The following is a 12037-nucleotide window of genomic DNA, read 5'->3' as shown; positions in this document are numbered from 1 at the left end:
GGTCAACTATCCGCGGGGTAGCTCGCCGATACGAAATACAGGCCGTGCGGCGGCGCGTTCAATCCCAGCTCTTGCCGGTCGCGCGCCGCCAGCGCTTCGGCCATGCGTTCCTCGGGCCAGCGGCCCATCCCGACCAGCGCGAGGCAGCCGACCATCGAGCGGACCTGGTGATGGAGGAAGCTGCGCGCGGCGGCATGCACGCGCACTTCCGCGCCCATCGGGGTCGCCACCTGCTCGACATCGAGCCGATCGAGCGTCTTCACCGGGCTGTCCGACTGGCAATGCACCGAGCGGAAAGTGGTGAAATCATGCAGCCCGACCAGCGCCTGCGCCGCGCGGTGCATGGCCTGCGCATCGAGTTCCTGCGGCACCTGCCACAGCCGGCCGCGTTCCAGCGTCAGCGGCGCGCGGCGGTTGGCAATCCGGTAGACATAGGACCGCCCGGTGCAGGAAAAACGCGCATGCCAGTCGTCGGGGACGATCGCGCAATGCGTCACCGCGACGGGATCGGGGCGGAGGTGCGCATTGAGCGCCTCCATCAGGCGGTAAGGCTTGATGTCCTTCTCGGCATTCAGATGGCTGCGCATCGCGATAGCGTGCACGCCCGCATCGGTCCGGCCGGCGCTGTGCAACCGCACCTCCTCGCCCAGCACGCGAAACGCCGCTTCCTCGACCGCCTGCTGGACGCTGGGCCCGTCTTTCTGCCGCTGGAGGCCGAAGAAGGGCGTCCCGTCGAATTCGAGAGTAAGCGCGAAACGAGTCATCGGCGGACTATACTCCTCGTACCGGTCATTCCCGCGGAGGCGGGAATCCAGCCGACGATCGCGGCAGGCGAGAGGGTATCTGGACCCCCGCCGTCGCGGGGGTGACGTGCTGAGGTTGCGGTCATTCGAGTATCGTACCCGGCACCACCGCATTGCCGCGCAGGACCGTCGAATTCGAAAGTGAGCGTGAAGCGGGTCATTCTGGCATTACGCTCCCATCCGTCATTCCCGCGGAGGCGGGAATCCAGCTAACCTTGCGGACTGGCGAGAGGGTACCTGGGCCCCCGCCATCGCGGGGGTGACGGATAAAGTCAGCAGTCATTCGAGAATGACACCCTTGGCCACCGCATTGCCCCGCAGGAAGGTGTCGAGATCCATCTTCGGCTTGCCCGCGCGTTGCAGTTCGAGCGGACGGATCGCCCCCTCGGTGCATGCGATCGCCAGCCGCTCATCAAGAAGTTCGCCAGGCGCGCCCGCCCCCTCGACCACCTCGGCGCGCAGCAGTTTCACCCGCTGGCCACCGAGTTCGAACCAGGCCCCGGGAAAGGGCGAGAGACCGTGGATATGCCGAACCACCTCCACCGCCGGACGGTCCCACTCGATCCGCGCCTCGGCCTTGTCGATCTTGGCGGCATAGGTCGCATCGGCATCGTCCTGCGCGATCGGCACATGGATCTTGAGGTCGCGCAAGGTGCCAACCATTAGTTGCGCGCCGAGTTCGGCCAGTTCCTCGGTAAGCTCGCCGGTGGTCTTGCCCTCAATCGGGGTGCGCGCCATCGCCAGCATCGGGCCGGTATCGAGCCCGGCCTCCATCTGCATGATCGTGACGCCAGTCACATTATCGCCCGCCATCACCGAGCGGTGGATCGGCGCCGCACCGCGCCAGCGCGGCAGGATCGAGGCATGCACGTTGAGGCAGCCATGCTCCGGCGCATCGAGCACCGCCTGCGGCAGGATGAGCCCATAGGCAGCGACCACTGCGACGTCGGCATTAAGTGCGGCTAAGGCCTCTTGATCTTCGTCCGATTTCAGTGATTTGGGATGGCGGACCTCGATCCCCAGATCGCTGGCGCGCTGGTGCACCGGGGTGGGGGTCAGTTCCTTCCCGCGGCGGCCACCCGGACGCGGCGGCTGGGTATAGACGCAGACGACCTCATGCGCCGCATCGACCAGCGCCTGCAGCGTCGGCACTGCGAAATCGGGCGTTCCCATGAAGATTATGCGCATGATTGGGCGGTTGGCCTTTCTCTGTTTGGCTGCGGCCCCTATCTGTCGCCCCATGGCATCGCAAGAGATCGAAACCCTCGCCGCTGCACTGGCGCGCCTGCCCGGGCTCGGACCGCGCAGCGCCCGGCGCGCGGTGCTGTGGCTGGTCAAGCGCCGCGAAAGCGCGCTGCCCGCACTGCTCGAAGCGCTCGCCACGGTGGGCGAAGCGCTGGTCGAATGCGACACTTGCGGCAATGTCGACACCACCAACCCGTGCGGGATCTGCCGCGATCCGCGGCGCGACCTGAAATCGCTCTGCGTGGTCGAGGATGTCGCCGACCTGTGGGCGCTCGACCGCGCGAAGCTGTTCACCGGGAAATACCACGTGCTCGGCGGCAAGCTGTCCGCGCTCGACGGGGTGCGGCCCGAAGACCTCAATATCGCGCAATTGCTGGCGCGCGTGGAGGCGGGCGGGGTGGACGAGGTGGTGCTGGCGATGAACGCCACGCTCGAAGGGCAGACGACCGCGCATTACCTCGCCGAACGGCTGGAAGAGCATCCGGTGCGTATCACGCAGCTCGCCCACGGCCTGCCCGTCGGCGGCGAACTCGACTATCTCGACGAAGGCACGCTCGCCCAGGCGCTACGCGCGCGGCGGCCGCTGGGGTAGGTTTTTGATGCGTGCGGGAAGCGCCTCCGCGCTTCCCTTGCGGCTGTGCCATCCCACGCCCCCTCCCGGCCACCCACGGCACGGTATTCTATGGGGGGCCGGGAGGGGGCGTGGGATGGTACAGCAAGAGCCGGACGGAAGTCCGGCGCGCACGCAACGAACAATTGAAGAATCCGCATGGCGCGACTATCTGGCAACCCATGGCTATCCGTGAAATCCTCGAAGTGCCGGATCCCCGGCTCAAAACCGTGTCCGAACCCGTCACCGAATTCGGCGAAGAGCTGAACGAACTCGTCTCCGACATGTTCGAAACCATGTATGCCGCGCCCGGTATCGGCCTTGCCGCGATCCAGGTCGGCGTGCCCAAGCGCGTGCTGGTGATCGACCTCCAGCCCGAGGATGAGGATGCCGAGCCCGAACCGTGCAATCACGACGGGCACGAACACGTCCACTATCCGACGAAGAAGGAGCCGCGGGTTTTCATCAACCCCGAAATCCTCGATCCCGCGGAAGACCTCGCCAGCTACCAGGAAGGCTGCCTCTCGGTCCCCGACATCTTCGCCGATGTCGAGCGCCCGGCGACCTGCCGCGTGCGTTATCAGGACCTCGAGGGCGAAACGCATGAAGAGGACATGGAAGGCCTGATGGCCACCTGCATCCAGCACGAGATGGACCATCTCGAAGGCATCCTGTTCATCGACCACCTCAGCCGTCTCAAACGCAACATGGCACTCAAGAAGCTAAAGAAGCTGCGCGAAGCGGCGTAAGGGCTTCCCGGACGATTGCGTCATCCCCCGCAGGCGGGGATCCAGCCAAGCTATCGCCTTTGCGAGAAGGCATCTGGGCCCCTGCCTGCGCAGGGGCGACGCATGTGTTGATTATGGCAATGTGCACCTAGCGTTCCCGCTCCGTTCTGCGTAGGGTCGCGCCATGGATCCGACCCTCATTGCCATCATCGTGCTCGTCCTCGGCCTCGCGCTGGGATATTTCCTCGGTCACCGCTTCGGCTCCGCGCCGGTCAAGGACTGGCAGGCCCGCCATGGCGAGCGTGATGCGGAGGCGAAGGAACTCGACGCGAAGTTCCGCAAGGCGATCGTCGACCTGGAAAATGCCACGGTCCGCGCCGAGCGGGCCGACGCGCTCGACGGCGAATTGCGCGAGACGCGCCGCCAGCACGAGGCGGTGCTCGAGGAAATGCGCCGCAATAACGGGGCGCTCAGCGCCGAGCTTGCGACGCTGAAGGAAAAGACCGCCAATTTCGACGAGCAGAAACGCCTGCTGATCGAAGCGCGCGAGGAAATGCTCAAGGAATTCCAGAACACCGGTTCGGCGGTGCTGACCAAGGCGCAGGATGCGTTTCTCGAACGCGCGACCGAGCGGCTGGGGCATTCGGAAAAGACCTCCGAAGCCAAGATCCGCGAATTGCTGCAACCGGTGGGCGACCGGCTCAAGAAATACGAGGACCAGGTCGCCGCGCTGGAGGAAAAGCGCACCAATGCGTTCTCCTCGCTTGCGGTGCAGATCGAGCAGATGCGGCTGGGCCAGGAAGAGGTCCGGCGCGAGGCGCAGCGGCTCGGCAACAGCCTGACCAATGCGCCCAAGGCGCGCGGCCGCTGGGGCGAGCGCGCGCTGCAGAACGTGCTCGAACAATGCGGCCTGTCCGAACACACCGATTTCATTCTCGAACATTCGATCGAGACCGATGAAGGGCGCTTGCGCCCCGATGCGGTGGTCCATGTGCCGGGCCAGAAAAAGCTGGTGATCGACGCCAAGGTTTCCTTGAACGCCTACCAGGCCGCGTTCGAGGCCGATGACGAGGGTGAACGCGTCCGGCATCTCGACCTGCATGCAAAATCGATGCGCGGGCATGTCCAGACGCTGGGTTCGAAAAGCTACCAGAGCCAGTTCGACGACACGCCCGACTATGTCGTCATGTTCGTCCCCGGCGAGCATTTCGTCGCCGCCGCGCTCGAACACGATCCCGAATTGTGGGACTTCGCCTTTCGCAACAAGGTGCTGCTCGCGACGCCGACCAATCTCGTCGCGATCGCGCGCACGGTCGCGCAGGTCTGGCGGCAGGACAAGATGGCGGACGAGGCGCGCGCGATCGGTGCGATGGGGGCCGAGCTTTACGATCGCCTGCGCGCCGCTTCGGAACATCTCAAGCGGGTCGGCGGCGGGCTCGAAAGCGCGGTGAACAATTATAACAAGTTCGTCGGCAGCTTCGAGCGCAACGTGCTGTCCTCGGGGCGCCGGATGGCCGAGAAGGGGGTCGAGATCGGCAAGGCCGAAATCCCCGATGTCCCGCTGGTCGAGGCGACCCCGCGCTACAATGCCGAGGATGCCGCACAGATCGGAAGCGCGGGAACGCCGGAATCCACGCCGGCCGATTAGGGCGGAAACCTTCGTCCGGGATCGACGTTGGTCGCAAAACGGGTTCGTCTGCAGGACGTGTTTCGCCCGTAGAAGCAGATCGAGGACTTTCTCATGCAGCGCGGTGATGGTGGAGGCGAACGCGCCACCTTCGACCAGTCCCAGCAGGCTGGCCGGACCTTCAGCCCCGATTCGGACAATTTCGCCGGCGCCACCGGGCTGCTGTTCGAGCAGGCCATGGCACAGACGCGGATGGCGGTGTGCCTGACCGATCCGCACCAGCAAGACCAGCCCATCGTATTCTGCAACAAGGCGTTCGAGAAACTGACCGGGTACCGGCAGGATGAGATCATCGGCCGCAACTGCCGTTTCCTCCAGGGCCCGAAGACCAGTTCCGAGCAGATCGCCAAGCTTCGGCATGCGGTGGACAATGAAGACGTGCTGGTGGTCGAGCTGCTCAACTATCGCAAGGACGGATCGACCTTCTGGAACGCGCTCCACCTCGGCCCGATTTACGATGAAGATGGCGAACTGCGCTATTTCTTCGGCAGCCAGTGGGATGTCAGCGATATCCATCTGGCGCGCGCCGAGGAAAAGCACGCCAAGGTCATGGCGCGCGAAGTGTCGCACCGGCTCAAAAACGTCTTTGCGGTCATCGGCGGTATCGTGAACATCACCGGCCGCGCGATGAATGCGCGCGAACTGGCGAGCAAGATCAACGAACGGATCAAGGCGCTCGGCCGCGCATACGAGCCCACTCTCGACGAAGCCTCGTTCGGCACGATCGAGGTGGGGCAGGCGATCCGCTCGGTGCTGGCCCCCTACGATCCCGAGGGCGACCGGATCGTCTTCGACGGGGACAGCGCGCGGACCGAACCCAATGCAGTGTCGGCGCTGGGGCTGACACTGCACGAATTCGCGACCAATGCATCGAAATACGGGGCGCTGTCGAACGATGGCGGGACGATCACCGTATCGTGGTGCCACGATGAAGACCGCCACGGCCGCCAGTCGCTGGTGATCGAATGGGTGGAACGCGGCGGGCCGCCGATCCACCGCAAACCCGAGCAAACCGGGACCGGTTTCGATATTGCCGAGCGGCTGCTGTCCTATTCGCGCGGCACGCTCGACCGAGCCTGGGAGGAAAACGGCTTGCACGCGACCATTTCGTTGCCGCTGACATCATGAAATCCATCCTGATCCTGGAAGACGAGCCCTTCATCGCGCTCGACCTGCAACTCGCCTTCGAAGATGATGGTGCGCGCGCGGTCGTGGCGGTCAATTGCGACGAAGCTTTCGAGCTGCTGCGGACCACCGAGATCGATGGCGCGGTACTAGACGTGAACCTAGGCCGCAGCGAAACCTGCGAACCCGTGGCGGTCGAGTTGAAGAAACGCGGCGTACCCTTCCTGCTGCATACGGGCGACCTCGACCGTACGGGCGAAGCGCTGCGCGAACTCAATGCGCCGATCATGGCCAAGCCCAGCGGGGCCGAGGAAGTGGTGGCGAAGCTGTTCGGGTTGCACGGTTCCTGCGAACCGGCCTGAGCGCCGCGACCCCGGCAGACACGAAGTCAGCCCTCGAGGTTGGCGAGAACCTCATACCCCAGAACCGCCGCGGCTACGGCCGCATTGAGGCTGTCGGCGCGGCCCTTCATCGGCATGGTCACGCGCAAGTCGCAGGCCATTTCGTACGGTTCCGGCAATCCGCGCGATTCGTTGCCCACCATGACGAAGCAGGGCGCGGCATAAGGCGCCCCGCGATACGGCTGCGCATCGCGCAGGCTGGCCGCGACCAACTGGGCGGGCGCACCGCGCAACCAGGGTTCGAATTCGTCCCACCGCGCCTGCGCGATCCGCTGCGTGAAGATCGCGCCCATGCTGGCACGGACCGCTTCGACGCTGAAGGGATCGGCGCAATCGTCGATCAGGATCAACCCGCCGGCGCCGATCGCATCGCCGGTGCGCAGCATGGTGCCCAGATTGCCGGGATCGCGCAGCGCCTGCGCCACCAGCCAGATCTCTGCCGTCTCCCTCTCGATCGCTTCCAGCGCAGTGCCGAATTCGGCAAACACCCCGGCCACGGCCTGCGGGTTGTCCTTGCCGGTGATCTTGGCGAGGATGTCGGGCGTGGTCTCGATGATCTCGCCGCCCGCTGCGGCGACCGATGCCTCGAGTGCGGCGAGCAGCGGGTGCGGTTCGCGGCGGTCGGCCAGCACCAGCACTTCGGGTACATGGCCGCATTCGCGGGCATCGGTCAGCAACCGCAGCCCTTCGGCGAGGAACCGGCCCGCGGCCTTGCGATGCTTCTTCTCGCGCAGTGCGCGCAAAGCCTTGACGGTGGGATTGGAAAAGCCGGTGATGTGGCGACGCTCTACCGTCACGTCACGGTTCCCCGAAACCATCCTCGACCATGGCGGCGAGGTTCTCGATCACCGGTTCGGCATCCTCGCCGGTCACGATGATCTCGATCATATCGCCCTTGGCGGCGCCCAGCATCATCAAGCCGAGGATCGATCCGCCGGCAGCCTCGTGGTCGCCCTTGGCGACACGGACCGAACAGCCCTCGGGCAGCTCGGCGACCGCATTGACGAACTTCGCGCTCGCGCGGGCGTGCAGCCCGCGCTGGTTGACCACCTCGACGCTGCGGCGCTGCTCGCTCAACAGGCTTTCCGCGCGCTGGCGAGGTCCTGGCCGAGGAACTCGCTGGCCACCGTGATGTAATTGCGCCCGGCGGTCTGCGCGGCGTTGACCGCATCGACAACATTCATGCTCTTGCGCGCGCCGGCGAGGCGGATGAGCATCGGCAGGTTGATCCCCGCAATCACTTCGACACGCCCCGTGTCGAGCAGCGAAATCGCGAGGTTGGACGGGGTGCCGCCGAACAGGTCGGTCAGGATGATCGCGCCCTGGCCCTGGTCGACCGTGCGAATGGCATCGGCGATATCGGCGCGGCGTTGCTCCATATCGTCATTGGGACCGATACAGATCGTGGCGACGCCTTCCTGCTTGCCCACCACATGCTCCATCGCATCGATGAAATGGTCGGCCAGGCGGCCGTGGGTGACGAGGATCATGCCGATCATGCAGCTTCAGTTCCGTTTGCGATGCCCGAAATTGTATCTGCGAGGCGCTTAACCATTCCTTGGCCCCCGGTCTATCCGCGTTCGAGCGGGTCGGCCGGGCGTGAACCAAGATTGCGGTGTATAACCGTGGGCGAAAATCCCGCTTCGCGCAAGACCGCGGCCGCGCGTTCCGCACTGAAGACGGACCGGTGTCTCCCCCCGGTACAGCCGAAGGCGATGTTGAGGTAGCTGCGCCCCTGGCTCGCATAATGCGGCAGCGCTTCGAGCAGCAGGTCGATGATCCGGCTGAAAACGGGTTCGAAGGCAGGATCGGCGAGGATGTGTTCGCCCACCGGGGCATCGAGCCCGGTCTGTTCGCGCAGCCCCGGGGCCCAGTGGGGATTGTCGAGGAACCGCATGTCGAACAGCAGGTCGGCCAGCGGCGGGATCCCGCGCGAGAAGCCGAAGCTGGTCACGGTCACGGCCATCGTCTGATCCGCCCGGTCGGCGAACCGTTCGCGCACGACCTGCTGCAGGTGGTTGGTCGAATAGTCGGTGGTGTCGATCACCATATCGGCCCAGCGGCGCAGCGGTTCGAGCAGTTCGCGTTCGGCCTTGATGCCGTCCATCGCGGTGCGGCCGCGCGCCATCGGGTGCGGCCGGCGTGTCTCGTTGTAGCGCCGTTCGAGTTCGCCGCTGCCGCAGTCGACGAACATGGTGGTCACTTCGACGTCGTCGCGCTCGTCGAACTTCTTGAACTGTTCGATGACCTTCGACGGCACGAAACCGCGGGTCCGCGAATCCACACCGATCGCGAGGCGCGAATTGTCCGCCTTGGCGCCGACCAGCCGGCCGAGCAGCCGGATGGGAAAATTGTCGATCGTTTCCCATCCGAGATCCTCGAGCACCTGCAGCGCGGTCGATTTCCCCGCGCCCGAAACGCCGGTGACGAGGAGGATGTGCTGCACGGGAAGCGATTCGTCGGCCATGGGCGCCGTGCCTATGCGCTTTCGCCGGGTTTGGGGAGGGGGAGACCGTGTTCGCGCAGCGCGTGTTCGGCGCGCAGGGCCTGCGCCGCATCGCCCGGCGCGAAGGGCAGCACGGGGATTGCGACGCCTGCGATCGTGCGCGTGGCGATTTCGAGCGGGAACCTCGCGGCCCCCGGATCGAGGGCGAGCAGCAGCGCGACCGGGCCTTCGCCCACAGGCAGTTCGATCACGCCGACATTGCGCACTTCGACCAGCCCGGCGGTGTTGGGCGGGGGCGATCCGTGCAGCCGGTCGTCGCGGCGGGCAATGGTGACGGCATCATCCCCCACCAGCACCGCGCCGCGATCGATCAGCGCCAGCGCCAGCGCCGACTTGCCGGCGCCCGGCGGGCCTTCGATCAGCAGGACCTGTCCGTCCACGACCACTGCGGTCACATTGGCAAGGACCTGCGCGCTCATCGCTTTTTGGGTAGGCCGAGTTCGAGGCACGCGCCGCTCTGGCCGTCTCTCCGCGACGTCGCCAGCAGCGTGCCGTCATGCGCTTCGGCGATGGTACGCGCGATGGCGAGGCCCAGGCCCGAATGGTTGCCGAAGTCTTCTTCGGCCGGGCGATCCGAATGGAAGCGCTGGAACACTTTCTCGCGCTTTTCCTCGGGGATGCCCGGTCCCTCGTCCCAGATGGTCAGCGTGATCCAGTCCTCGCGCTGCACGATGTCGGCCCAGATCCGCCCGCCCGGCGGCGAAAAGGACACGGCATTGTCGAGCAGGTTCTGGATCACCCGCTCGAGCCGGACAGGGACGCCCATGACCCTCGCCGGGCGGTCGGCGCCGGATATCTCGAGCTGACGCCCTTCGTTCTCGTCCCGCGCGGCGCGGTTTTCGGCGATGGTGCACAGCAGCTGCGCGAGGTCGACCGGTTCGAACTCGGTGCGAGACATTTCCGCGTCGATCCGGCTGGCATCGGAAATCTCGGTGACCAGCCGGTCGATCCGGCGGACGTCATGCGTCGCGATCTCGAGCAATTGCGCGCGCAGCGCCGGGTCTTCGACCTTGCCCAGCGATTCGGTGGCGCTGCGCAGCGATGCCAGCGGGTTCTTGATTTCATGCGCGACGTCGGCGGCGAAATGTTCGACCGCGTCGATCCGCTGGCGCAGGGCAGCGGTCATGTCGGAGATCGAGCGCGCGAGCATGCCGATTTCGTCGCGTCGCTGCGGCAGTCGCGGCACTTCGACCTGCCGGTCGCGCCCCTGCCGCACGCGCACCGCGGCCTGCACCAGTTCGCGCAGGGGCCGCACGATCGTCTGCGCGAGGAACAGCGACAGCAGGGTCGAGATAACCAGCGCCAGCAGCACGATCAGCGCTACCGTCGAACGCGCCTGCCGCACGCTTTCGGTGATATCGACCGGATTGCGCGTGAGCAGCAGCGTGTCGCCCTCCAGCCCGACCGGCGCGGCGGCATTGATCACATGCGTCCCGTCGGGGGCATCGCGCAGCACGATCTGCGTGAGGCTGTCTTCGCGGGCGCGAGTTAGTTCGGGCCAGTCGGCGGCGTCATCGGTTTCGGGCTCGACGTAATCGGGCAGCGAGGGCGCACCGACCACGCGGTCGAACCAGCGGTCGAGCTGCAAGGCGAAGGCATCCTGGTCGACCTCCTTGGCCTGCGGCAGCGTGAAGCTGGGCGGGGCGAGCCTGAAACTGTCGGCTTCGAGCTTCCCGTCGGGGCCGTAGACGCGCAGGCGCAGCCGCTGTTCCTTGCCGATCTGGATCAGCAGCGCTTCCTGCCGCTGCGGGGTCGCCCCGGCCAGCGCTTCGGCAGTGATTTGCGCTTCGACGAGGGCCAGCTTGAAGCGTTCGTCGAGCAATTGCTTGCGATAGGCGTCGACATAGATGACCCCGCCGCCAAGCAGCACCAGCGGCAGGACATTGACGAAAAGGATGCGGCTGGTGAGCGACAGGCGGCGCGACCAGCGCAGCTTCTCGATCCGCGGATCGCCTTTGAGGACACTGCCGGTTTCGGACATGGCGGGCGTCCGGATCAACCTTCGTTGAAACTGTAGCCTGCGCCGTACAGCGTCTCGATCGCGGAAAAGTCCGGGTCGACGCTGCGGAACTTGCGGCGCATGCGCTTGATATGGCTGTCGACCGTGCGGTCGTCGACGAAGACATCGTCGGGATAGGCGGCATCCATCAGCTGGTTGCGGCTCTTGATCACGCCGGGGCGTGCCGCGAGCGCTTCGAGCAGGAGGAATTCGGTCACCGTCAGCGACACCGGTTCGCCGTCCCATGTGGCATGGTGGCGGGCAGGGTCCATGAACAGCCGCCCGCGTTCGAGCACTTCGCCGGGCTTGTCGTCGAACTGTTCCGACAACAGCAGCGGGTGATCGCCGCCGCTGCGGCGCAGGATCGCGCGAATGCGGGCCAGCAGCAGGCGCAGGCTGAACGGCTTGGCGATGTAATCGTCCGCGCCCATTTCGAAACCGGCCTGCTCGTCGGTCTCGTCATCCTTGCTGGTCAGGAAGATGACCGGCAGCGGCGATTGTTCGCGCAGCCGGCGCAGCAATTCCATCCCGTTCATCTTGGGCATCTTGATATCGAAGATCGCCAGATCGGGCGGGTTCGACAGCAGTGCGCCCAGCGCGGCTTCGCCATCCGAATAGACGCGCGTGTCGAAGCCTTCGGCCTGCAGCGCAATCGAGACGGTGGTGAGGATGTTGCGATCATCGTCGACCAGCGCGATGACAGTGCGGTTTTCGTCGCCCCTGGGGGCCGTTTCTGCGCCGGTGACTTCCATCGTTCGGACCTAGCCGCAATGCCCGGGCAAGACAACGCGGCGCGAATTCTTCGCCGCTACTCGCGATGCGGGCGCCGGTTTGACGTCGAGGCCGGGGATGACTATTGCCTGCCGGGAACCTCACGCATTCGTATGCGCGAGCGATTCCCGGACGAACCCGCATCCCGCGCTGGAGAATTCA

14 protein-coding genes are annotated in these 12037 nt (G+C 65.7%); 5 read left to right on the top strand and 9 right to left on the bottom strand.

Annotated elements, in window-relative coordinates:
* Positions 1-2 precede the first annotated feature (2 nt).
* On the bottom strand, positions 3-764 hold the full coding sequence (gene truA / locus GRI55_RS11580; RefSeq protein WP_160767259.1) for a tRNA pseudouridine(38-40) synthase TruA: 762 nt from the start codon (positions 762-764) through the stop codon (positions 3-5).
* A gap of 318 nt (positions 765-1082) precedes the next feature.
* The gene (gene fmt, locus GRI55_RS11575) at positions 1083-1991 is read right to left on the bottom strand and encodes a methionyl-tRNA formyltransferase (RefSeq protein ID WP_160767258.1); all 909 of its coding nucleotides are present in this window, start codon (positions 1989-1991) and stop codon (positions 1083-1085) included.
* A gap of 52 nt (positions 1992-2043) precedes the next feature.
* Between fmt and recR the strand changes: the two genes are divergently transcribed.
* From recR to GRI55_RS11550, 5 genes are all read left to right on the top strand, one after another.
* A complete protein-coding gene (recR, locus tag GRI55_RS11570; protein WP_063506123.1) occupies positions 2044-2640 on the top strand; it encodes a recombination mediator RecR in 597 nt (198 codons plus the stop codon).
* A gap of 200 nt (positions 2641-2840) precedes the next feature.
* Positions 2841-3407 carry a peptide deformylase gene (gene def / locus GRI55_RS11565; protein ID WP_160767257.1) on the top strand — a complete coding sequence of 189 codons (567 nt, stop codon included), beginning with the start codon at positions 2841-2843 and terminating at the stop codon, positions 3405-3407.
* Positions 3408-3570: 163 nt separating this feature from the next.
* Complete coding sequence (locus GRI55_RS11560) at positions 3571-5034, top strand: DNA recombination protein RmuC (RefSeq protein ID WP_160767256.1); 1464 nt, start codon at positions 3571-3573, stop codon at positions 5032-5034.
* A 93-nt stretch (positions 5035-5127) separates the two neighbouring features.
* The gene (locus tag GRI55_RS11555; protein WP_160767255.1) at positions 5128-6201 is read left to right on the top strand and encodes a PAS domain-containing protein; all 1074 of its coding nucleotides are present in this window, start codon (positions 5128-5130) and stop codon (positions 6199-6201) included.
* Positions 6198-6560: a response regulator gene (locus GRI55_RS11550; protein WP_063505769.1), complete on the top strand. Its 363-nt coding sequence runs from the start codon at positions 6198-6200 to the stop codon at positions 6558-6560. The genes GRI55_RS11555 and GRI55_RS11550 overlap by 4 nt, the downstream gene beginning before the upstream one ends.
* Before the next feature lie 26 nt (positions 6561-6586).
* Here the strand turns inward: GRI55_RS11550 and GRI55_RS11545 are convergent, their stop codons facing one another.
* The 7 genes from GRI55_RS11545 to GRI55_RS11515 all read right to left on the bottom strand — a co-directional run bounded on the left by GRI55_RS11545 (position 6587) and on the right by GRI55_RS11515 (position 11856).
* On the bottom strand, positions 6587-7396 hold the full coding sequence (locus GRI55_RS11545; protein WP_307019063.1) for a TrmH family RNA methyltransferase: 810 nt from the start codon (positions 7394-7396) through the stop codon (positions 6587-6589).
* Between the two features lies 1 nt (position 7397).
* Positions 7398-7676: an HPr family phosphocarrier protein gene (locus GRI55_RS11540; RefSeq protein ID WP_050599847.1), complete on the bottom strand. Its 279-nt coding sequence runs from the start codon at positions 7674-7676 to the stop codon at positions 7398-7400.
* Positions 7673-8098 (bottom strand): PTS sugar transporter subunit IIA, encoded by a 426-nt coding sequence (locus GRI55_RS11535; RefSeq protein WP_050599846.1) that lies wholly within the window; start codon positions 8096-8098, stop codon positions 7673-7675. Before GRI55_RS11535 ends, GRI55_RS11540 begins: the two co-directional genes overlap by 4 nt.
* 71 nt (positions 8099-8169) lie before the next feature.
* A complete protein-coding gene (gene rapZ, locus GRI55_RS11530) occupies positions 8170-9066 on the bottom strand; it encodes an RNase adapter RapZ (protein WP_050599845.1) in 897 nt (298 codons plus the stop codon).
* A gap of 11 nt (positions 9067-9077) precedes the next feature.
* The gene (locus tag GRI55_RS11525; protein WP_063511631.1) at positions 9078-9524 is read right to left on the bottom strand and encodes an HPr kinase/phosphorylase; all 447 of its coding nucleotides are present in this window, start codon (positions 9522-9524) and stop codon (positions 9078-9080) included.
* Positions 9521-11086 (bottom strand): stimulus-sensing domain-containing protein, encoded by a 1566-nt coding sequence (locus tag GRI55_RS11520; protein ID WP_160767253.1) that lies wholly within the window; start codon positions 11084-11086, stop codon positions 9521-9523. The genes GRI55_RS11525 and GRI55_RS11520 overlap by 4 nt, the downstream gene beginning before the upstream one ends.
* Before the next feature lie 14 nt (positions 11087-11100).
* Positions 11101-11856, bottom strand: coding sequence for a response regulator transcription factor (locus GRI55_RS11515; protein ID WP_160767252.1), 756 nt, complete (start codon positions 11854-11856; stop codon positions 11101-11103).
* Positions 11857-12037 lie beyond the last annotated feature (181 nt).

This window comes from Qipengyuania citrea, assembly GCF_009828015.1.
Classification (GTDB): domain Bacteria; phylum Pseudomonadota; class Alphaproteobacteria; order Sphingomonadales; family Sphingomonadaceae; genus Qipengyuania; species Qipengyuania citrea.
Note: the sequence above shows the minus strand (reverse complement) of the source record. Positions and strands in the feature narration are given on the sequence as shown.

Excerpts from the sequence above, each read along its gene's own strand:
- truA (WP_160767259.1), bottom strand. The coding sequence starts at position 764 with ATGACTCGTTTCGCGCTTACTCTCGAATTCGACGGGACGCCCTTCTTC.
- fmt (WP_160767258.1), bottom strand. The coding sequence starts at position 1,991 with ATGCGCATAATCTTCATGGGAACGCCCGATTTCGCAGTGCCGACGCTG.
- recR (WP_063506123.1), top strand. The coding sequence starts at position 2,044 with ATGGCATCGCAAGAGATCGAAACCCTCGCCGCTGCACTGGCGCGCCTG.
- def (WP_160767257.1), top strand. The coding sequence starts at position 2,841 with ATGGCTATCCGTGAAATCCTCGAAGTGCCGGATCCCCGGCTCAAAACC.
- GRI55_RS11560 (WP_160767256.1), top strand. The coding sequence starts at position 3,571 with ATGGATCCGACCCTCATTGCCATCATCGTGCTCGTCCTCGGCCTCGCG.
- GRI55_RS11555 (WP_160767255.1), top strand. The coding sequence starts at position 5,128 with ATGCAGCGCGGTGATGGTGGAGGCGAACGCGCCACCTTCGACCAGTCC.
- GRI55_RS11550 (WP_063505769.1), top strand. The coding sequence starts at position 6,198 with ATGAAATCCATCCTGATCCTGGAAGACGAGCCCTTCATCGCGCTCGAC.
- GRI55_RS11535 (WP_050599846.1), bottom strand. The coding sequence starts at position 8,098 with ATGATCGGCATGATCCTCGTCACCCACGGCCGCCTGGCCGACCATTTC.
- rapZ (WP_050599845.1), bottom strand. The coding sequence starts at position 9,066 with ATGGCCGACGAATCGCTTCCCGTGCAGCACATCCTCCTCGTCACCGGC.
- GRI55_RS11525 (WP_063511631.1), bottom strand. The coding sequence starts at position 9,524 with ATGAGCGCGCAGGTCCTTGCCAATGTGACCGCAGTGGTCGTGGACGGA.
- GRI55_RS11520 (WP_160767253.1), bottom strand. The coding sequence starts at position 11,086 with ATGTCCGAAACCGGCAGTGTCCTCAAAGGCGATCCGCGGATCGAGAAG.
- GRI55_RS11515 (WP_160767252.1), bottom strand. The coding sequence starts at position 11,856 with ATGGAAGTCACCGGCGCAGAAACGGCCCCCAGGGGCGACGAAAACCGC.